Consider the following 20,066-nt stretch of genomic DNA (forward strand, 5'->3'; position numbering starts at 1 on the left):
GTCTGGTGGCATCCGACTCCTTCGTTCATCTGCACGTGCACAGCGAGTACTCGATGCTCGACGGTGCAGCCAAGATCGCGGCCATGACTCAGGCGGCGGCCGACTACGGCATGCCCGCTATCGCGGTGACCGACCACGGCAACACGTTCGCCGCCTTCGAGTTCTACCGTGCCGCGAAGGCGGCCGGCGTCAAGCCGATCATCGGTCTCGAGGCCTACGTGACGCCGGGAACGCACCGCAGCGACAAGTCGCGCGTGGCGTGGGGATCGCCCGAGCAGAAGAGCGACGACGTCTCGGGTTCCGGCGCCTACACCCACATGACGATGTGGAGCCAGAGCACCGAGGGCATGCACAACCTCTTCCGGCTGAGCTCCCTGTCGAGCATGGAGGGCTACTACTTCAAACCGCGCATGGACCGCGAGCTGCTGCAGACCTACGGCAAGGGGCTCATCGCGACGACTGGGTGCCCCTCGGGGGAGGTGCAGACGCGGCTCCGCCTGGGTCAGTACGACGCCGCTCGCGCCGCGGCTGCCGAATTCCAGGACATCTTCGGCAAGGAGAACTACTTCGCCGAGATCATGGATCACGGCCTGTCGATCGAGCGCCGGGTGATGACCGACCTGCTGCGGCTGGCGAAAGACCTCGACATCCCGCTCGTCGCGACCAACGACTCGCACTACACGCATCAGCACGAGGCCGATGCGCACGCGGCGCTCCTCTGCGTGCAGTCAGGCTCGACGCTCGACGATCCGAACCGCTTCAAGTTCGACGGCGACGGCTACTACATCAAGACGGCCCAGGAGATGCGGCAGCTGTTCCGTGACCACCCCGAGGCGTGCGACAACACCCTGCTGATCGCCGAGCGCTGCGAGGTCGAGTTCAACACCTCGGCCAACTACATGCCGCGGTTCCCCGTACCCGACGGCGAGACCGAAGACAGCTGGCTCGTGAAAGAGGTCGAGGCGGGGCTTCACTATCGGTACCCCGGCGGCATCCCCGACAAGGTGCGCAAGCAGGCCGAGTACGAGACGGGCATCATCCTCCAGATGGGCTTCCCGGGCTACTTCCTCGTCGTCGCCGACTTCATCAACTGGGCGAAGGACAACGGCATCCGGGTCGGTCCCGGGCGTGGCTCGGGCGCCGGATCGATGGTGGCCTACGCGATGCGCATCACCGACCTCGACCCTCTCGAGCACGGTCTCATCTTCGAGCGGTTCCTCAACCCCGATCGTGTCAGCATGCCCGACTTCGACGTCGACTTCGACGACCGTCGCCGCGGCGAGGTCATCGAGTACGTGACCGAGAAGTACGGCTCCGAGCGCGTCGCGCAGATCGTCACCTACGGCACGATCAAGTCGAAGCAGGCACTGAAGGATGCCGGCCGCGTGCTGGGGTTCCCCTTCAGCATGGGCGAGAAGCTCACCAAGGCGATGCCGCCGGCGGTGATGGGCAAGGACATGCCGCTGGACGGCATGTACAACAAGGACCACCCGCGGTTCAAGGAAGCCAGCGAGTTCCGCGCCTTGATCGACACCGATCCCGAGGCGAAGACCGTGTTCGACCGCGCCCTCGGGCTCGAGGGCCTGAAGCGGCAGTGGGGCGTGCACGCGGCCGGCGTCATCATGTCGTCGGAGCCGCTGCTGGACATCATCCCCATCATGCGCCGCGAGCAGGACGGTCAGATCGTCACGCAGTTCGACTACCCGTCGTGCGAGACGCTCGGTCTCATCAAGATGGACTTCCTGGGGCTGCGCAACCTCACGATCATCTCGGATGCGCTCGATAACATCCGCATGAACCGGGGCGAGGAGCTCGACCTCGAGCATCTCGCGCTCGACGACCGCCCGGCCTACGACCTGCTCACCCGCGGCGACACGCTCGGGGTGTTCCAGCTCGACGGCGGACCGATGCGATCGCTGCTCCGCCTGATGAAGCCCGACAACTTCGAGGACATCTCGGCTGTCATCGCGCTGTACCGGCCGGGCCCCATGGGCGCGAACTCGCACACGAACTACGCACTGCGCAAGAACGGCCTGCAGCCGATCACGCCGATCCACCCCGAGCTCGAAGAGCCGCTGCGCGACATCCTCGACACGACCTACGGCCTGATCATCTATCAGGAGCAGGTCATGGCGATCGCGCAGAAGGTCGCCGGCTTCTCGCTCGGTCAGGCCGACATCCTCCGCCGCGCGATGGGCAAGAAGAAGAAGTCCGAACTCGACAAGCAGTACGAGGGCTTCTCAGGCGGTATGAAGGAACGCGGCTTCGGCGAGGGCGCTATCAAAGCGCTCTGGGACATCCTGCTCCCGTTCTCCGACTACGCGTTCAACAAGGCGCACTCCGCTGCGTACGGCCTGGTCTCGTACTGGACGGCCTACCTCAAGGCGCACTACCCCGCCGAGTACATGGCCGCACTCCTCACGAGCGTCGGCGATTCGAAGGACAAGATGGCGGTGTACCTCAACGAGTGCCGCCGCATGGGCATCAGGGTGCTGCCGCCCGACGTCGGCGAGTCGATCCGATACTTCGCCGCCGTCGGCGAGGACATCCGATTCGGTCTGGGCGCGGTGCGGAACGTCGGTGCCAACGTCGTCGACGGCATCATCGCGTCGCGGGCCGACGACAACTACGTCAGCTTCCACGACTTCCTCACCAAGGTCCCGCTCCACGTCGCGAACAAGCGGACCGTCGAGTCCCTCATCAAGGCCGGCGCATTCGACTCACTGGGCTCGACCCGCCGCGCCCTGATGGAGATCCACGAGGACGCGGTCGAAGCCGCGGTCGACGCGAAGCGCAAGGCCGCGACCGGTGCGATCGGATTCGATTTCGACAGCCTGTACGACGAGGCCGAGGAAGTCATGCCGGCCAAGGTGCCCGAGCGGCCCGAATGGACGAAGAAGGACAAGCTGGCCTTCGAGCGCGAGATGCTCGGACTCTACGTGTCCGACCATCCGCTCGCCGGGCTGGAGATCCCGCTGGCCAAGCACGCCTCCACCTCGATCCACGACCTGCTGGCGTCGGATGACGTCCAGGACGGCGATCAGGTCACCGTCGCCGGGCTCGTCACGAGCGTGCAGCACCGCGTCGCCAAGCAGAGCGGCAACCCCTACGGCATGATCACTGTCGAGGACTTCGATGGTGAAGTGACCGTGATGTTCATGGGGAAGACGTATACGGAGTTCCAGAGCATGCTCGTGGCCGACTCGATCCTCGTCGTCCGAGGGCGGGTGTCGCGACGCGACGACGGGCTGAACCTGCACGGCCAATCCGCGTTCTCTCCCGACCTCGGTTCATTCGATGCCGCCGGGCCGCTCGTGCTGCTGCTTCCAGAGCAGCGTGCGACGGAGTCGACGATCGGCGAGCTGGCGGCCGTCCTGCGTCGTCACAGCGGTGAGACCGAGGTGTCGCTGAAGCTCCACAGGGCGGGTACGGCGAAGGTGTTCGAGGTGCCGCATCCGGTACGCGTCACGCCCGATCTCTACGGCGAGCTCAAGGGACTTCTGGGACCTCAGTGTCTGGGTTGAGCCGGGTAGGATTCCACCGCAGCGCAACCGCCGCGACGAAGGGAACATCGTGACCGACGAGAAGAACATCCACTCCGACGACGGCCGTCCCGAGGACGCAGCGCCCGGCGTTGCCGAGCCGGCACACGAGACCACAGCCACCGACGACTTCGACGGTGCGCAGACCGACGCGGCCTCGGACGCGTTCGCGCCCGCAGCGGATGCAGCGGTCGTGATCGACGAGTCCGCGGTCGAGCCCGTCGTGATCGAGGAGCCCGCTGAGCACGCCCCGGTCGACGACGCGGCGGAGATGCCGGCGTCATCCGAAGACACCTCTGCCGCGTCCGCCGTGGCCGGGCAGACCTCGGTCCTTCCCGGCTCGGACGAGCGCGGCGCCCAGTCCGCCGTGGGCTCGTCGGGGGAGGCGCCGCCGCAGTACGGCGTGGGTCCGCTCTCGATCCGCGAGGTCGCTCTCGCCGGCGTCTGGGCTGTCGCGTTCATCTGCTCGTTCTTCCCCGTGTACGGCCGCTTCGGTGCCGGGGTGTCGGTGTGGGGCGCGGGGATCGACTGGATCCTGACGATCGGCGTGCCCACGGTCGCGGTCTTCCTGGTGCTGCTGCGCCGCTTCTCGCCGCAGGGCATCCGCCGTGTCGGCTCCCTCGGCATCGATCAGTTCGCGTCGGTCGCCTTCTCGGTCTCCGCCACCGTGTGGCTCGGGATCATCTGGAGCTCGTTCGCGGGCCTCGCCCAGTCCGGCGTGTTCCTCGCGAGCTGGGTCGTGTGGGTCGAGGTGATCCTGGCTCTGGCGGGGGTCGTGCTCACCGTCGTCGCGCCCCACCTTCCCGTTCTCGGCGACGATTTCGCGCACCGGCCCGAATCGCCGGCGCACCGGGTGGCGCGGGCGACGCGTCCGGTCGTCGCCCGGCCGGCATCCGCCCGCCCGGCCCCGCACACCGGCCCGTCGCGCACCGCATCGGCGCACAGCGCTCCGCACGCAGCAGGCGCCGGCACCCCCGCCTACACCGGCTACGCGGCTCCGGCCGGCTACGCCGTCCCCGCGGAGGCTCCGGCATCCTCCGGCGCGCCCGAGTCGGCACCGGCCGACGCTGCGGAGCCGTTCGACACCGGCGCGACGACGGTCATCGAGCCCGTTGCCGCGCCCCAAGCGTTCTGGGCGCTCGCCCCGGATGAGCGCGATGTCCTCGACGAGATGGGTGCGCCGCTCTTCCGGATCGGGCCGACGGCATGGGCCCTCGTCATCGAGGACCGCGGCGAGGTCTTCGTGGTCCGCCACGAGGACGGCCGCGTCGGATATCTCCACGACACCAGCGATGTCACGCGCGGCTGAGTCCGCCGCGGGCGCGCGCTAGCCTGGAACGATGCGCACCATCGATCTTCGCGGCCGTCGTCTGACGCCCGCCGAGTTGCTCGCCGCCGTTCCCCGGGCCGAAGCCGCCCGCGGGCTTGCCCTGGCTACGGCAGCTGAGATCGTGCATGATGTCGCCGCTCGCGGAGAGGTTTCGCTCCGTGAGCAGGCGGCTCGCTTCGACGGGGTCGAAGATCACGCGGTACGAGTTCCCGCTGAACACCTCGATGAGGCGCTGGAGGGTATCTCGCCGGCCGTGAGAACTGCGATCGAGGAGTCCATCCGCCGCGTGCGGTTGGCGTCGGCCGCTCAGGTCCCGCCCGACCGGGTCACCGAGCTCGGCCCGGGTGCCCGAGTCGAGCAGCGCTGGCGACCGGTCCGGCGCGTGGGGGTCTACGTCCCCGGCGGGAAAGCGGTCTATCCTTCCAGTGTCGTGATGAACGTCGTGCCGGCGCAGGTCGCCGGTGTCGAGACGGTGGCGCTGGCTTCGCCTCCGCAGCGCGACCACGGCGGGCGTGTTCACCCGGTGATCCTCGCGGCGGCACGTCTCCTCGGTATCTCGGAGGTCTACGCGATGGGCGGAGCCGGCGCGATCGGCGCGTTCGCGTACGGCGTCGACTCTCTCGAGCTCGATCCCGTCGATGTCATCTCCGGGCCGGGCAACAACTTCGTCGCCCTCGCGAAGCGCGTCGTCGCGGGCGTCGTCGGCACCGACTCCGAGGCCGGCGCCACCGAGATCCTGATCGTCGCCGACGATGAGGCCGATGCCGATCTCGTGGCTGCTGACCTTGTCAGCCAGGCCGAGCACGACGAGCAGGCAGCCGCCGTCCTCGTCACGGACTCCGCCGATCTCGCCGCCGCGGTGGCGGAGCGGGTCTCAGTCCGTGCGTCCGGTACACGTCACGCGGACCGCGTCGCGGTCGCCCTGGACGGCCCACAGTCCGCGATCGTCCTCGTCGACGACATCCCGGCTGCGGCCGCGTTCTCGAACGCCTACGCGCCCGAGCACCTCGAACTGCACCTGCGCGATCCGCGTCCTGACGAGTACGTGAACGCGGGGGCCGTCTTCGTCGGTTCGCACACCCCGGTGAGCCTCGGCGACTATCTCGCCGGCAGCAACCACGTGCTCCCGACCGGGGGGCAGGCGCGCTACGCCGCCGGTCTCGGTGCCGCGACCTTCCTGCGATCGCAGCAGGTGATCACCTATGACCGTGAGGCGCTGCGCGCGGTGCACGACGGCATCCTGGCTCTATCCGACTCGGAACAGCTTCCCGCGCACGGCGAAGCGGTCTCGGCGCGGTTCGACGCGTAATCTGGGCTCGTCATGCATTGCCCTTTCTGCCGCAATCCCGATTCCCGCGTCATCGACTCCCGCACGAGCGATGACGGCCTCAGCATCCGTCGCAGGCGCCAGTGCCCGAAGTGCGGCGGCCGTTTCTCGACGATCGAGACGGCGAGCCTCAACGTCATCAAGCGCTCGGGAGTCATCGAGCCGTTCAGCCGCGAGAAGGTGATGTCGGGCGTCCGCAAGGCCTGTCAGGGCAGACCGGTGACCGAGGCCGACCTCGCCGTACTGGCGCAGGCGGTCGAAGAGGCCGTGCGCCAGACCGGTTCGTCGCAGATCGACACGAACGAGATCGGCCTCGCGATCCTCGGACCGCTGCGCAATCTCGACGAGATCGCCTATCTGCGATTCGCGAGCGTGTACCAGGCGTTCGACACGCTCGAAGATTTCGAAGCAGCGATCGAACAGCTGCGTGCCGATCACATCGCGGCACGGACATCGGAGGGGTCGGACGCGCTCTAGGCTGGACGGCGATGTATCCGTTCATCTTCCGTACCGTCTTCTCGCGCATGGAGCCGGAGACGGCGCACCACCTGGTGGTCCCGGTCATCCGTCTGCTCGGCGTCCCGCCCTTCTCGACCATCGCTCGTGCGCTGACCCGTCCGGACGCGTCGCTCCGGACCGAGGCGCTGGGACTCGTCTTCGACTCGCCGTTCGGTGTGGCGGCAGGGTTCGACAAGAACGCGGTCATGGTGCGCGGGCTCGGCGCCCTCGGCTTCGGGCACGTCGAGATCGGTACCGTGACAGCTGTGCCGCAGGAAGGCAATCCCCGGCCTCGGCTGTTCCGGTTGATTCCGGATCGTGCGCTCATCAACCGCATGGGCTTCAACAACCGCGGCGCGGCGGCCGCGGCATCCCGCCTCCGGCGTCTGCGACGCGGCCGGAACCATGCCATCGTCGGAGCGAACATCGGCAAGAGCCGCGTCGTCGACGTCGAGCAGGCCACCGCCGACTACGTCACGAGCACGCGTCTGGTCGCCCCCGAGGCCGACTATCTGGTCGTCAACGTGTCGTCGCCCAACACACCCGGGCTCCGCGGGCTGCAGGCGGTCGAGACGCTCCGCCCGCTGCTTGAGGCCGTGCGGGATGCGGCCGGCACGACGCCCCTGCTGGTGAAGATCGCGCCCGACCTCGCGGATGACGAGGTGACGGCCATCGCGCGCATGGCCGTCGACGCCGGCCTGGCCGGCCTCATCGCCACGAACACCACGATCTCTCGCGACGGCCTGCTGACGGACGAGGCGACTATCGAGCAGATCGGCGCCGGCGGACTCTCGGGCGCGCCGCTTCGCCGTCGCGCGCTCGAGGTGCTGCGCGTGGTGCGGTCGGCCGTCCCCGATGATTTCTGCGTCATTGCAGCCGGGGGAGTGGAGACCGCGGTGGACGTGCAGGAGCGGCTGGCCGCGGGTGCCGATCTGGTTCAGGGGTACACCGCGTTCATCTACCGCGGCCCCCTGTGGGCACGGCAGATCAACCGTGGTCTGGTCGAACTCAGACGGGGCGCTGGCCGCGCTTGACCTGAGGCTTCGGCAGACGCATGAAGCGCATCTGGATCGAGCGCATCGCGCCGTACCAGCCGAGGCCCTTCTCCATGCGTTCTGCGCCGAACTTCGCTCGAACGGCCTTCTTCACGCGGATGCTGGTGATGACCATGTCGCCGATCACGAGCAGGATGAACGACCACAGGGCGATGAACGCGTAGAAGGTCACCGCGTTCGAGCCGAGGAACGTCACGATGATGACGAGTACCATCGCGCCCATGACGAGTTCGCCGAGGTGCCATCCGGCGTCGATGTAGTCGCGGACGAAACGACGCTGCGGTCCCTTGTCGCGCATCGGCAGGTAGCGCTCGTCGCCGTTGGCCATACCGATACGCGCTTTGTCGCGGCGCTCGGCGAGCTCTGCGCGAGCGCGCGCCTTCGCTTCTTTGGTGTCCGGCACCAGAGGGCGCTTGCGGGCCGCCTCCTGGGCGGCGCGGCTGGGGGTGGGACGGTTCTTGCCGGAGCCCGTCGACGCCTGAGCGGCGTCGTCCGGAGCAGGGGCAGCGGGAGTTTTGGCCACGGGGATCCTCGGGTTCTGCGACGAACGTGCCTCTTAAGATTACCCGCATGACCTCCGAATCTCCTCGGTCCGTCGCTGTGCGCGACGCTGCCCTCTCCGCCGTCCCCGCTGCCCTCGCCGATCTCGGTGCGCTCTTGCGGATCCCCTCGGTCGCATTCCCCGGATTCGACCGGGCTGAAGTGGAGCGCAGCGCCGCGGCCGTCGCCGATCTGGCGCGCGGGCTCGGCATCTTCGATCGCGTCGAGGTGGCGACGGCGACCATTCCGGAGACGGGTGAGGAGGGGATGCCGGCGGTGTTGGCGACTCGCGCTGCGCGCAATGGCCGACCGACGATCCTCCTGTACGCGCACCATGATGTGCAGCCGGTCGGCGACGAGGCACTGTGGGACTCCGCTCCCTTCGAGCCCACCGTCCGCAATGGTCGCCTGTACGGTCGCGGCGCAGCCGATGACAAGGCCGGGGTCATGGCACACATCGGCGCCCTGCGTGCTCTCGTCGAGGCGGCCGGCGAAGAATTCGACCTCGGCGTCAACCTCTTCATCGAGGGTGAGGAGGAAGCCGGGTCGGCATCCTTCGCGGCATTCCTGTCCGACAACGCCGACGCCCTGCGCGCTGACGTGATCGTCGTGGCCGACTCCGGCAACTGGGATGCGACCACGCCTGCGCTGACCGTTTCGCTCCGGGGCAACGCGCGCTTCACGATGACGGTGCGCACGCTCGAGCACGCGTCGCACTCGGGGATGTTCGGGGGAGCGGTCCCGGACGCGATGCTGGCCACGGTGAAGCTGCTCGCCACGCTCTGGGACGACGAGGGCGGAGTCGCCGTCGAGGGACTGTCCGAGCGCGACGCGGAGACGCCCGAGTACTCGGAGGAGACGCTCCGTTCCGAGGCCGGGCTCCCGCCGGGTGTCTCGCCGATCGGATCGGGAACGATCCTCTCGCGCATCTGGAACAAGCCCTCCATCACGGTGACGGGCATCGACGCTCCCAGCGTGCGCAACGCATCCAACACACTGAGCCCCGAGGTGTCCGTGGTGATCTCCGCCCGTGTGGCTCCGGGACAGTCCGCCGACGAGGCGTACCACGCGATCGAGGCGCACCTGCGCGCCCATGCGCCGTTCGGTGCCGAACTGAGCTTCCGCGACATCGAGACCGGCAATCCGTTCCTCGTCGACACCAGCGGAGACGCCGTCGCGCACGCTCGCGCGGCCCTCGCCGAGGGCTACGGGGTCGATCCCGTGGACATCGGCGTAGGCGGGTCCATCCCGTTCATCGCGGACCTCGTGCGGGAGTTCCCGGCGGCCCAGATCCTCGTCACCGGTGTCGAAGACCCCCACGCCCGCGCCCACAGCCCCAACGAGTCGCTCCACCTCGACACCTTCCGGCACGCGCTCGTGTCCGAGGCGCTGCTGCTCGAGCGTTTGGACGCCGGTTCGCGCTGACGGTCTCGACGTCGTCTCGGACCGACCCGCGGCCGGTGCTCACGCGTAGAATCGTGGCACCGGCCGCGTGTCTCGCGGCCCGAGACCTCGGGAGAATCATGACCGACATCGCCACGTCCGACACCGTCCGTGCCCACGGCGTCTCGCTGACCGATGAGGCGGCACTCAAGGTGAAGAGCCTCCTCTCGCAGGAGAACCGCGACGATCTGCGTCTTCGGGTCGCCGTCCAGCCCGGCGGCTGCAGCGGACTGATCTACCAGCTCTACTTCGACGAGCGGTTCCTCGACGGCGACAAGGCCGTCGACTTCGACGGCGTCGAGGTCATCGTCGACGACATGTCCGTGCCCTACCTCGACGGCGCGACGATCGACTTCAAGGACACGATCTCGGAGCAGGGCTTCACGATCGACAACCCCAACGCGGCGGGCTCGTGCGCGTGCGGCGACAGCTTCCACTGAGCCTCGCCCGCGAGATCCCCCGTCTCCGACATCCTGAATGGATGGCCTGAATAGGGTGAAAGCTTGCCCTAGACTGAAGGTCGAACCATTCGTCCCGGAAAGGTGCACTGTGCGCTTCAAACGCCGCCTCCGCTGGGCCGTGATCCCGCTCGGGATCGTCACGGCAGTCTCCCTCGCAGCTTGTACACCGACGGAGCTGAACGGCTACCTCCCGGGCTTCACCGACGACGGTACGCAGGCGACGAACCGCACCGAGATGGTGTCGGGCCTCTGGGTGAACTCCTGGATCGTGCTTCTGGCCGTCGGCGTGCTGACGTGGGGCCTCATGGCCTTCGCCGCCATCGCGTACCGCCGCCGTCGCGGCCAGACGGGTCTGCCGGTCCAGCTGCGCTACAACATGCCGATCGAGATCTTCTACACGATCGTGCCGCTCATCCTCGTGATCGGGTTCTTCGCCTTCACGGCGCGCGACCAGTCGATCCTCGAGACGCAGTACGACGACCCCGACGTGTCGATTACCGCGATCGGCAAGCAGTGGGCGTGGGACTTCCAGTACAACGGCGAAGACTCCGACAACTCCGACGCAGTGTGGACGATGGGCGTGCAGGCGCAGCCCGACGCCAACGGCGACATCGATCAGGCGGAGCTGCCGACGCTCGTCCTGCCGGTCGACAAAGAGGTCAAGATCAACCTCCAGTCGCGCGACGTCATCCACTCGTTCTGGGTCATCGACTTCCTCTACAAGAAGGACATGTACCCGCACCGCGACACCAACTCGTGGTCCTTCGTCCCCACGCGGGAGGGAACGTACGCCGGCAAGTGCGCCGAGCTGTGCGGCGAGTACCACTCGATGATGCTGTTCAACGTCAAGGTCGTGTCCGAGCAGGAGTACGAGGAGTACCTCGAGTCCCTGCGCGAGAGCGGCCAGACCGGCGACATCAACACGGCATATGACCGCCTCCAGAACGCTCCGGGAACGGGCGCGGTCACCGACGACTCCGGTGAGGGAAGCCACTGATGGCTACGACACTTCCGCTTCAGGGCGAACAGCCCGCAGGCCGCCCCACGACCCTGCCGCCGCGTCAGGCGGCCCTGCTCAGCGCATCGCGCGTCGAGCAGAAGGGCAACATCATCGTCAAGTGGATCACCTCCACCGACCACAAGACGATCGGGTACATGTACCTCATCGCCTCGGTGATGTTCTTCCTTCTCGGCGGCGTGATGGCACTCATCATCCGTGCTGAGCTCTTCGAGCCCGGCATGCAGATCGTGCCGACCAAGGAGCAGTACAACCAGCTCTTCACGATGCACGGCACGATCATGCTGCTGATGTTCGCGACGCCGCTGTTCGCGGGCTTCGCGAACGCGATCCTGCCGCTGCAGCTCGGCGCGCCCGACGTCGCCTTCCCGCGTCTGAACGCTTTCGCCTTCTGGCTGTTCCTCTTCGGCTCGATCATCGCGATCTCGGGCTTCCTGACCCCGCAGGGCGCCGCGTCGTTCGGCTGGTTCGCGTATCAGCCGCTCGCGAACGCAACGTTCTCGCCGGGAGCCGGAGGAAACCTCTGGATGCTCGGTCTGGGCATGAGCGGTTTCGGCACGATCCTCGGCGCGGTGAACTTCATCACCACGATCATCACGATGCGCGCGCCCGGCCTCACCATGTGGCGCATGTCGATCTTCTCGTGGAACACCCTCGTCACGAGCATCCTGATCCTGATGGCGTTCCCGGTTCTGGCGGCTGCGATCTTCGCGGCGGCATCCGACCGTGTCCTCGGGTCGCACATCTACGACACCGCCAATGGCGGAGTCCTGCTGTGGCAGCACCTGTTCTGGTTCTTCGGCCACCCCGAGGTCTACATCATCGCGCTGCCGTTCTTCGGCATCGTCTCCGAGATCCTCCCGGTCTTCAGCCGCAAGCCGATCTTCGGATACAAGACGCTGATCTACGCCACCATCGCGATCGCCGCCCTGTCGGTGGCGGTGTGGGCGCACCACATGTACGTCACGGGTGCTGTGCTCCTGCCGTTCTTCGCGCTGATGACGATGCTCATCGCGGTTCCGACCGGTGTGAAGATCTTCAACTGGATCGGAACGATGTGGCGGGGCTCCGTCACGTTCGAGACGCCCATGGTCTTCACCCTCGGCTTCCTCGTCTCGTTCGTCTTCGGCGGTCTCACCGGTGTCATCCTCGCGTCGCCGCCGCTCGACTTCCACCTCTCCGACTCGTACTTCGTCGTGGCCCACTTCCACTACGTCGTGTTCGGCACCGTCGTGTTCGCGATGTTCGCGGGCTTCTACTTCTGGTGGCCGAAGTGGACCGGGCGCATGCTCAACGAGCGTCTCGGCATGGTGCACTTCTGGATGCTGTTCATCGGCTTCCACATGACGTTCCTCATCCAGCACTGGCTGGGTGTCGACGGAATGGTGCGTCGCTACGCGGATTACTCGGCGGCTGACGGCTGGACGTGGCAGAACCAGGTCTCGACCATCGGCGCGATCATCCTCGGCGCTTCGATGATCCCGTTCTTCCTGAACGTCTGGATCACCTCGCGCACCGCTCCCAAGGTCACCGTCAACGACCCGTGGGGCTACGGAGCGTCGCTCGAGTGGGCGACGAGCTGCCCGCCGCCGCGACACAACTTCACGTCGATCCCGCGTATCCGCAGCGAGCGGCCTGCGTTCGACCTGAACCACCCCGAGGCCGCCATCCCGGTCGGCGTGGGCCCCGCGAAGGACGCCCCCGATGCACCGGTTGTGGATGTCGCCGATGGAGAGGTGAAGTAAGCCGTGAAGACCAACATCAACCTGTGGTGGGTGCTCACCTGGTTCTTCTTTGCGGTGTTCATCACCTACACCGTGTGGAACCTCGTTGCTCACACCGACCAGGGAGTCTGGTGGCACCGCATCGAGTGGGTCGGTTCGACCGCCCTCCTGTTCACCGGCTTCATGGGCGCGATGATCGCGTTCTACGTCTCGCGCGTGCACAAGGCGCAGGGCGGCGAGCTCCCGGAGGACTCGCTCACCGCTGACATCGACGACGGCGACCCCGAGGTGGGCGAGTTCAGCCCGTGGTCCTGGTGGCCGCTCGTGCTGGCTTTCGCTGCCTCGGTGTTCATCATCGGACTCGCGGTCGGCCAGTTCCTCCTGCCGATCGGGTTCGCGATCTTCATCGTGGCGATCGTCGGATGGGTCTACGAGTACTACCGCGGTTACTTCGCGCGCTGATCCCACGCGCTGCACGACGGCCATCGCACTCCGGTGCGGTGGCCGTCGCCGTTTCCGACCTTCTGCGCCGTCGGTAGGACCGTCGCCTCACGGCGCCTCGCCCGCCTCACGCGCCTCGCCCGCGACGTGTGAAGGCCCGCGCTGATCGCCGTCCCGGCACGCAAGGTCGTCGCCGCAACACGCCGCGTCGTAGCGCTGGGGCTCAGCGCGTCGCCGCTGCCCTCTTGCATCCAGGCCCGGCCGATAGACAGCGGGCAGCGCTGCCCGGGGGATGACTTTCCCGGTGCGATATGACCCGGTGTCCGGCTAGCGAGCCCCCGCTGGCCGGGAACGTCACCGTGCCGGCTGCCCGGATGCGGGGGCACGCCGCGATGCAATGGAACAGCACCGACACCCCGCGTCGGGCACGGACGGAACGGGGTGTTGCGCCTGAACCATTGCATCGCGGCACACACGCCGGCAGGGGTGCCGCTGCAGGCGACCCGGCGGCACGGCGTCGCCTGCAGCGAGCCGGGTCGCCAGGTCAGCCTCCGCGACGTCAGGCGGCCGACGTGAGGCCGTGAACGCCTCAGGAGCGTACGAGGGCCACCAGGGCGTCGGAGAGCCGGGGGAGGGGACCGTGCGCGTTCGCCACCGGGTAGCCCTCGCGAGCCCAGTACTCGAAGCCACCGATCATTTCACGCACCCGGTATCCGAGCTTGGCGAACTCGATCGCGGCGCGGGTGCCGCCGTTGCAGCCGGGGCTCCAGCAGTAGACGACGACGTCGAGTGAACGGTCGATCTCGTCCGCGGCGCGCGCTGCGATCTCGCGGTGGGGGAGATGCACGGCTCCGACAGCGTGCCCCTGCGCCCATGCCTCGGCGCTGCGGACATCGACGAGCGTGAAGGGCTCGTCCGCGCGCTGCGCTTCGTAGACGTCGGAGGCATCCGTCTCATGCGCGAGCTTGGCGGTGAAGTAGGCGAGTGCATCAGTCATGGTGGACACGCTACGCAGACAGACGAACGGCGGGGTGCGACCGATCGGTCACACCCCGCCGTAATCCGGACAGGTCCGGGTCAGCTCTTCTTCGGCGCCTCGCCGTCGGCATCCTCATCGGGGACGATGATGTTCGACGGACGGTTCGCGGTCTCGACGCCCTTGCCATCATCGATGGGCTGATGCGGAGCGTTCGGGACACCGGCGCGCTCGTGGGCGCCCTGGATCTCGGCGTCCTCTTCTTCGCTGATGTGCTCGAGGTCGTGGTGGGCGTGTGCCCGCGCAGCCTCGATCTCTGCCTGAGTCAGGGGCGCGAGACGGTCTTCGAAGAACCAGCGCGAGAGTCCGGCACGAAGGTTCTCGTGCCACGGGATCTGACCCTTGTCGTTCGGGCGGACCACCAGGGGAGCGTTCGTGGTGTAGTCGACCAGCTTGACGAGCTCGTACTCGTCGACGGGCTGGTGCACCTCGATGTACTCGCCGCCGGGCAGACGCACGATGCGACCCGACTCGTAGCCGTGCAGAGCGATCTCGCGGTCCTTCTTCTGCAGCGCGATGCAGATGCGCTTCGTGACGAAGTACGCGATCACCGGTCCGAGGATCAGCAGCGCCTGCAGCGTGTGGATCACGCCTTCCATCGTCAGGTGGAAGTGCGTCGCGATGATGTCCGACGATGCAGCTGCCCAGAGGACGGCGTAGAAGGTCACACCGGCTGCACCGATCGCGGTGCGGGTCGCCGCGTTGCGCGGGCGCTCGGCGATGTGGTGCTCACGCTTGTCACCGGTGACCCACGCCTCGATGAAGGGGTAGAGCATGACGATGACGATGAAGAGACCGAGTCCGACGAGCGGGACCAGGATGTTGAACGACCAGGTTCGGTCGAACAGCACGAACTCCCAGTGCGGCGGGACGAGGCGCAGCGCGCCGTCGGCGAAGCCGATGTACCAGTCGGGCTGCGTACCGGCCGACACGGGGGAGGGGTCGTACGGGCCGTAGTTCCAGATCGGGTTGATCGTGAACAGGGCCGCGATGAGCACCAGCACGCCGAAGGTGATGAAGAAGAAGCCGCCCATCTTCGACATGTAGACCGGCATCATCGGGTAGCCCACGACGTTGTTGTTCGTCCGCGCGGGGCCGGCGAACTGCGTGTGCTTGTTCACGATCATCAGCATCAGGTGCAGCGCGAGCAGCGCGACCAGGATGGCCGGCAGCAGCAGGATGTGCAGCGCGTACAGGCGCCCCACGATCTCGGTGCCCGGGAACTCGCCGCCGAACAGGAGGAACGACGTCCAGGTTCCGATCAGCGGGATGCCCTTGATCATGCCGTCGATGATGCGCAGACCGTTGCCCGACAGAACGTCATCGGGCAGCGAGTATCCGGTGAAGCCTTCTGCCATCGCGAGGATGAAGAGGATGAACCCGATGACCCAGTTGAGCTCACGCGGCTTGCGGAACGCGCCGGTGAAGAAGACGCGCAGCATGTGCACGCCGATACCGGCGACGAACACGAGCGCCGCCCAGTGGTGCAGCTGACGGACGAGGAGGCCGCCGCGGATGTCGAACGAGATCTCGAGGGTCGAGGCCATGGCCGCCGACATCTCGAGGCCGCGCATCGGTGCATAAGCGCCGTAGTAGTGCGTCTCCGCCATCGACGCCTCGAAGAAGAACGTCAGGAACGTTCCTGAGAGCAGGACGACGACGAACGACCACAGTGCGATCTCGCCGAGCATGAACGACCAGTGGTCGGGGAAGATCTTCCGGCCCAGCTCCTTGACGAGGCCCGAGATGCTCGTGCGCTCGTCGAGGTAGTTCGCGACGCCGCCGACGAACTTGCCGCCGAGCGGCTTGTCCGAGGGACGGGTCGGGCCGTCAGCGTGGACCGCGGGTGCGGTCGTGACGTTCTCCGTGGGGTGGGTGGAGGTGCTCAATGACGCTCCCAGAAGCTCGGGCCGACGGGTTCGGTGAAGTCGCTGCGTGCGATCAGGTAGCCCTCGTCGTCGACGGTGATCGGGAGCTGCGGCAGCGGACGTGCTGCGGGGCCGAAGATGACGGCCGCCGCGTTGGTCACGTCGAACTGCGACTGGTGGCACGGGCACAGCAGGTGGTGGGTCTGCTGCTCGTACAGGGCGACGGGGCAGCCGACGTGCGTGCACACCTTGGAGTAGGCCACGATGCCGTCGTACGACCAGTCCTTGCGGTCGTCAGCCTCGTTCAGCTGCTCGGGGAGCAGACGCATGAGGAGGACGATCGCCTTGGCCTTCTCCTCGAGGTAGCCGTCGTGGTGCGCGAGCGTCGCGAGGGACTCGGGAATGACGTGCACGGCGGAGCCGAGCGTCAGGTCGGCGGCTCGGATCGGCTTGCCGGTCGGGTCGTGCGCCAGGCGCATGCCCTCTTCCCACATCGTGTGCTTGAGCAGGTGAACCGGGTCGCCCGCGTGCGGGTGCTCGGGCGAGCTGTGCGGCGCGAGACCGCGGAACAGCGTGATCCCCGGGAGGACGGACGCCGCGAGCGCCACGAAGAGCGAGTTGCGCACCATCGTGCGGCGGCCGAAGCCCGACTCGTTGTTCGCGTCCGCGAAGACCTGAACCGCCGCGGCGCGGGTCTTCTCGCTGCCACGCGTCGAGTGGCGCTCCTCGATGAACTCGGTGTCGTTCATCACGGCCTTCGACCAGTGGATCGCGCCGATGCCGATGGCGAGGAGGGCGGTCGCGATGCCCAGACCGATGAACAGGTTGTTGCGACGGATGTCGCTGATCATCCCGCTCTCGATCGGGAAGATCAGGTACGCCGCGATGGCCCAGATGCTTGCCGCTGCGGACAGGTAGAACAGGGTGTACACCGTGCGGACCGCGCGCGTCATGGCGGCGGGGTCCTTGTCGGTCATGCGCTTGCGGTGGGGTGCGAGCCCGGGGTTGTGCACCGGGTCGGACACCGCTACGGCGAGCCCCGATGAGGGCACCGGGGAAGCAGGAACCTGCTCGGGCGCCTTCTCGTCAGCCATTTTGCTCCTTGTGCGTTGCTTCGATCGTCACGGTTCTCAGTTCGACTTCGCGGTGATCCACACCGAGATGGCGACGAGCGAGCCGATGCCGAAGATCCAGATGAACAGACCCTCCGAGACGGGGCCGAGCGAACCGAGCGAGAAGCCGCCGGGCGAGTTCTCGGTCGGGCGCATCATCAGGTAGCTGATGATGTCGCGCTTCTCTTCGGTGGTGAGGGTCATGTCGTTGAAGACGGGCATGTTCTGCGGGCCCGTGACCATGGCTGCGTACATGTGCAGCGGCGACGTGGTCGTCAGCGGCGGGGCGTACTTGCCTTCGGTGAGGGCACCACCGGCGCCGGCGACGTTGTGGCACATCGCGCAGTTGATGCGGAAGAGCTCGGCGCCGTGCGAGACGTCGCCTTCACCGTCGAGCGTTTCGGAAGCCGGGTAGGTCGGGCCGGGGGCCTCCGACTGTACCCAGGCCGCCATGGCCTCGATCTGCTCCTGCGTGAACTGAACGGGCTTCTGCGGAGCCTGCGGCCCCTGCATCTGCAGCGGCATGCGTCCTGTGGCCACCTGGAACTCGACAGACAGCTCGCCCACGCCGTAGAGCGAGGGGCCGTCGTTCGTGCCCTGCAGGTCGAGACCGTGACAGGTGGCGCAGTTGGCCTGGAACAGCTTCTTGCCGTCCTCGACCGTGAGCGTGGATGCCGTCTGCGTCGTGTCGCCCGCCGCCATCGCGGCGGTGGCGCCGGCGTAGCCTCCGCCGGTGACGAGCAGTCCGATGCCGATCAGCGCGGCGGCAGCCCACTTGCTGCGACGTCCGCCGTTGCGGCGCGGGTTCTTGGATGCCATGGGTGAATCAGCTCCGGTTTACTTCAGGAAGTAGATGACGGCGAACAGGACGAGCCACACCACGTCGACGAAGTGCCAGTAGTACGACACGACGATGGCGGACGTCATCTCTTTCCGGCCGAAGTTCTTGACGGCGAAGGCGCGCCCGATGACGAGGAGGAACGCCACGAGACCACCGGTGACGTGGAGGGCGTGGAAGCCGGTGGTGATGTAGAACGCGGAAGCGTACGAGTCGGCCTGGATGGGCATGCCCTCGGCGACGAGGGTCGCGTACTCCCAGACCTGGCCGGAGACGAAGATCGCTCCCATGATGAAGGTCAGGAAGAACCACTCCACCATTCCCCACTTGCGGAGGTTCCAGAAGGAGCCCGACCGGTAGGGGCGGAAGTGCTCGGCGTTGTGGACACCGATCTGCGCCGTCACCGACGACAACACGAGGATGAGCGTGTTGACCGCGGCGAACGGGATGTTCAGCAGTTCGGTGCGGTCGGCCCACAACTCAGGAGAGGTGTTGCGCAGGGTGAAGTAGATCGCGAAGAGCCCCGCGAAGAACATCACCTCGCTGCCGAGCCACACGATGGTGCCCACAGCGACCGGGTCCGGCCGCTTGACCGAGCGCAGGGCCTGGGAATACGTCGCTGGAGTGGTCGTCACGGCATCCATTATGGCCGATCTGGAGGGTGGTTTCTGCATCGCTGAAGGTCTGGTCGGATCGCGCCGCGGTTAGGGCGACCTAAGGATCAGCCGAAAGTCGCCCGACAACCGGCCGATAGGATCGTGTGTCATGGCTCAGTACGCGTGGCGCGACATCCTGACCGACCTTCTCGAGAAGCGCGATCTCAGCGTGTCGGCGGCGACCTGGGCGATGCGCGAGGTCATGGCCGGTCGCGCATCCGCCGCGCAGCTGGCCGGGTTCCTCGTGGCTCTGCGCGCCAAGGGTGAGACCGTCGATGAGATCGTCGGCTTCCGCGACGCGATCCTCGAGGCGGCGCTCCCTCTCGCCGTTCCGACCGACGCGCTCGACATCGTGGGGACCGGGGGTGACCGATTCGGCACGGTGAACGTGTCGACCATGGCGTCCATCGTCGCGGCTGCCACCGGCGTTCCCGTCGTCAAGCACGGCAACAAGGCGGCGAGCTCGAAGTCGGGCTCCTCGGACGTGCTCGCCGCGCTGGGCATCGACCTCTCGCTCGACCCCGATGATGTGGCACGGGTGCTGCAGGAAGCGGGGATCACCTTCGCGTTCGCCTCGGCCTTCCACCCCGGATTCCGGCATGCCGGCCCGGCTCGTGCTGAGCTCGGCATCCCCACTGTCTTCAACTTCCTCGGGCCGCTCTGCAACCCGGCGCGCGCTGAGGCGAACGCGGTGGGCGTCGCGCACCTCGACCGGGTGCCGCTCATCACGGGCGTGTTCCGCACTCGCGGTGCGACCGCCCTGGTCTTCCGCGGTGACGACGGGCTCGATGAACTGACGACGACTGGCCACAGCCGCATCTGGGAGGTCAGCCGCGGCGACATCCACGAGCACGATCTGGATCCGCGTGATCTCGGGATGCCGCTCGCGCGCATCGAGGATCTGCTGGGCGGGGACCCGCAGCACAACGCCGCGGTCGTCCACCGGGTTCTGTCCGGAGAGACCGGGCCGGTGCGTGACATCGTGGTGCTGAACGCGGCGGCGGGAATCGTGGCGTACCGCCTGTGGCGGGATGCTGCCCAGGTGCAGCGCCCGATCCTCGAGCGCCTCGCGGAGGCGGCCGACGATGCGTCGCAGGCCCTCGACTCCGGCGCCGCTGCCGGCACCCTGGAGCGCTGGATCTCCGCGTCGGCCGGTTGAGGTCAGACCACATCGGTT

Annotated in this window: 17 protein-coding genes; 11 read left to right on the forward strand and 6 right to left on the reverse strand. The window is 67.3% G+C overall.

Going from position 1 to position 20,066, the window contains the following annotated elements; genetic code table 11:
- The first annotated feature begins 5 nt into the window (after nucleotides 1-5).
- From dnaE to DO944_RS01430, 5 genes are read left to right on the forward strand one after another with little or no spacing between them, the layout of a single operon-like run.
- On the forward strand, nucleotides 6-3,524 hold the full coding sequence (dnaE, locus tag DO944_RS01410; protein ID WP_112613974.1) for a DNA polymerase III subunit alpha: 3,519 nt from the start codon (nucleotides 6-8) through the stop codon (nucleotides 3,522-3,524).
- A gap of 49 nt (nucleotides 3,525-3,573) precedes the next feature.
- Nucleotides 3,574-4,851, forward strand: coding sequence for a hypothetical protein (locus tag DO944_RS01415; RefSeq protein WP_258524528.1), 1,278 nt, complete (start codon nucleotides 3,574-3,576; stop codon nucleotides 4,849-4,851).
- Between the two features lie 31 nt (nucleotides 4,852-4,882).
- Nucleotides 4,883-6,181: a histidinol dehydrogenase gene (gene hisD, locus DO944_RS01420; RefSeq protein ID WP_112613976.1), complete on the forward strand. Its 1,299-nt coding sequence runs from the start codon at nucleotides 4,883-4,885 to the stop codon at nucleotides 6,179-6,181.
- 12 nt (nucleotides 6,182-6,193) lie between these two features.
- Nucleotides 6,194-6,676, forward strand: a complete 483-nt coding sequence (gene nrdR, locus DO944_RS01425) for a transcriptional regulator NrdR (protein WP_112613978.1) — start codon at nucleotides 6,194-6,196, stop codon at nucleotides 6,674-6,676.
- Between the two features lie 11 nt (nucleotides 6,677-6,687).
- Nucleotides 6,688-7,731 (forward strand): quinone-dependent dihydroorotate dehydrogenase, encoded by a 1,044-nt coding sequence (locus DO944_RS01430; protein WP_112613980.1) that lies wholly within the window; start codon nucleotides 6,688-6,690, stop codon nucleotides 7,729-7,731.
- Here DO944_RS01430 and DO944_RS01435 read toward each other — a convergent pair.
- Nucleotides 7,706-8,275 carry a DUF3043 domain-containing protein gene (locus DO944_RS01435; protein ID WP_112613982.1) on the reverse strand — a complete coding sequence of 190 codons (570 nt, stop codon included), beginning with the start codon at nucleotides 8,273-8,275 and terminating at the stop codon, nucleotides 7,706-7,708. The genes DO944_RS01430 and DO944_RS01435 overlap by 26 nt on opposite strands.
- A 47-nt stretch (nucleotides 8,276-8,322) precedes the next feature.
- Between DO944_RS01435 and DO944_RS01440 the strand changes: the two genes are divergently transcribed.
- From DO944_RS01440 to DO944_RS01460, 5 genes are all read left to right on the forward strand, one after another.
- Nucleotides 8,323-9,717, forward strand: coding sequence for a dipeptidase (locus DO944_RS01440; RefSeq protein ID WP_112613984.1), 1,395 nt, complete (start codon nucleotides 8,323-8,325; stop codon nucleotides 9,715-9,717).
- 98 nt (nucleotides 9,718-9,815) lie between these two features.
- The gene (gene erpA, locus DO944_RS01445; RefSeq protein ID WP_023951519.1) at nucleotides 9,816-10,175 is read left to right on the forward strand and encodes an iron-sulfur cluster insertion protein ErpA; all 360 of its coding nucleotides are present in this window, start codon (nucleotides 9,816-9,818) and stop codon (nucleotides 10,173-10,175) included.
- A 109-nt stretch (nucleotides 10,176-10,284) separates the two neighbouring features.
- Nucleotides 10,285-11,193, forward strand: coding sequence for a cytochrome c oxidase subunit II (coxB, locus tag DO944_RS01450; RefSeq protein ID WP_112613986.1), 909 nt, complete (start codon nucleotides 10,285-10,287; stop codon nucleotides 11,191-11,193).
- A complete protein-coding gene (gene ctaD / locus DO944_RS01455) occupies nucleotides 11,193-12,959 on the forward strand; it encodes a cytochrome c oxidase subunit I (RefSeq protein ID WP_112613988.1) in 1,767 nt (588 codons plus the stop codon). The genes coxB and ctaD overlap by 1 nt, the downstream gene beginning before the upstream one ends.
- Before the next feature lie 3 nt (nucleotides 12,960-12,962).
- Nucleotides 12,963-13,400, forward strand: a complete 438-nt coding sequence (locus DO944_RS01460; RefSeq protein ID WP_112613990.1) for a cytochrome c oxidase subunit 4 — start codon at nucleotides 12,963-12,965, stop codon at nucleotides 13,398-13,400.
- A gap of 568 nt (nucleotides 13,401-13,968) precedes the next feature.
- On the opposite strand, the gene DO944_RS01465 is transcribed toward DO944_RS01460, so the two are convergent.
- From DO944_RS01465 to DO944_RS01485, 5 genes are all read right to left on the reverse strand, one after another.
- On the reverse strand, nucleotides 13,969-14,376 hold the full coding sequence (locus DO944_RS01465; RefSeq protein WP_112615069.1) for a rhodanese-like domain-containing protein: 408 nt from the start codon (nucleotides 14,374-14,376) through the stop codon (nucleotides 13,969-13,971).
- Nucleotides 14,377-14,456: 80 nt separating this feature from the next.
- Complete coding sequence (locus DO944_RS01470; RefSeq protein ID WP_112613992.1) at nucleotides 14,457-16,304, reverse strand: ubiquinol-cytochrome c reductase cytochrome b subunit; 1,848 nt, start codon at nucleotides 16,302-16,304, stop codon at nucleotides 14,457-14,459.
- On the reverse strand, nucleotides 16,301-17,377 hold the full coding sequence (locus DO944_RS01475) for a ubiquinol-cytochrome c reductase iron-sulfur subunit (protein WP_112613994.1): 1,077 nt from the start codon (nucleotides 17,375-17,377) through the stop codon (nucleotides 16,301-16,303). Before DO944_RS01475 ends, DO944_RS01470 begins: the two co-directional genes overlap by 4 nt.
- A gap of 36 nt (nucleotides 17,378-17,413) precedes the next feature.
- Nucleotides 17,414-18,214, reverse strand: a complete 801-nt coding sequence (locus DO944_RS01480; protein WP_112613996.1) for a c-type cytochrome — start codon at nucleotides 18,212-18,214, stop codon at nucleotides 17,414-17,416.
- A gap of 18 nt (nucleotides 18,215-18,232) precedes the next feature.
- Complete coding sequence (locus DO944_RS01485) at nucleotides 18,233-18,877, reverse strand: heme-copper oxidase subunit III (protein ID WP_112613998.1); 645 nt, start codon at nucleotides 18,875-18,877, stop codon at nucleotides 18,233-18,235.
- A 121-nt stretch (nucleotides 18,878-18,998) separates the two neighbouring features.
- Between DO944_RS01485 and trpD the strand changes: the two genes are divergently transcribed.
- A complete protein-coding gene (gene trpD / locus DO944_RS01490; RefSeq protein ID WP_112614000.1) occupies nucleotides 18,999-20,048 on the forward strand; it encodes an anthranilate phosphoribosyltransferase in 1,050 nt (349 codons plus the stop codon).
- Nucleotides 20,049-20,066: the final 18 nt, after the last annotated feature.

Source organism: Microbacterium sp. SMR1 (genome assembly GCF_003289625.1).
Classification (GTDB): Bacteria; Actinomycetota; Actinomycetes; order Actinomycetales; family Microbacteriaceae; genus Microbacterium; species Microbacterium plantarum.

What these genes read in the sequence shown, in the direction of transcription:
- hisD (WP_112613976.1), top strand. Translation starts at nt 4,883, where the DNA reads ATGCGCACCATCGATCTTCGCGGCCGTCGTCTGACGCCCGCCGAGTTG.
- nrdR (WP_112613978.1), top strand. Translation starts at nt 6,194, where the DNA reads ATGCATTGCCCTTTCTGCCGCAATCCCGATTCCCGCGTCATCGACTCC.
- DO944_RS01430 (WP_112613980.1), top strand. Translation starts at nt 6,688, where the DNA reads ATGTATCCGTTCATCTTCCGTACCGTCTTCTCGCGCATGGAGCCGGAG.
- DO944_RS01440 (WP_112613984.1), top strand. Translation starts at nt 8,323, where the DNA reads ATGACCTCCGAATCTCCTCGGTCCGTCGCTGTGCGCGACGCTGCCCTC.
- erpA (WP_023951519.1), top strand. Translation starts at nt 9,816, where the DNA reads ATGACCGACATCGCCACGTCCGACACCGTCCGTGCCCACGGCGTCTCG.
- ctaD (WP_112613988.1), top strand. Translation starts at nt 11,193, where the DNA reads ATGGCTACGACACTTCCGCTTCAGGGCGAACAGCCCGCAGGCCGCCCC.
- DO944_RS01465 (WP_112615069.1), bottom strand. Translation starts at nt 14,376, where the DNA reads ATGACTGATGCACTCGCCTACTTCACCGCCAAGCTCGCGCATGAGACG.
- DO944_RS01475 (WP_112613994.1), bottom strand. Translation starts at nt 17,377, where the DNA reads ATGGCTGACGAGAAGGCGCCCGAGCAGGTTCCTGCTTCCCCGGTGCCC.
- DO944_RS01480 (WP_112613996.1), bottom strand. Translation starts at nt 18,214, where the DNA reads ATGGCATCCAAGAACCCGCGCCGCAACGGCGGACGTCGCAGCAAGTGG.
- DO944_RS01485 (WP_112613998.1), bottom strand. Translation starts at nt 18,877, where the DNA reads ATGGATGCCGTGACGACCACTCCAGCGACGTATTCCCAGGCCCTGCGC.
- trpD (WP_112614000.1), top strand. Translation starts at nt 18,999, where the DNA reads ATGGCTCAGTACGCGTGGCGCGACATCCTGACCGACCTTCTCGAGAAG.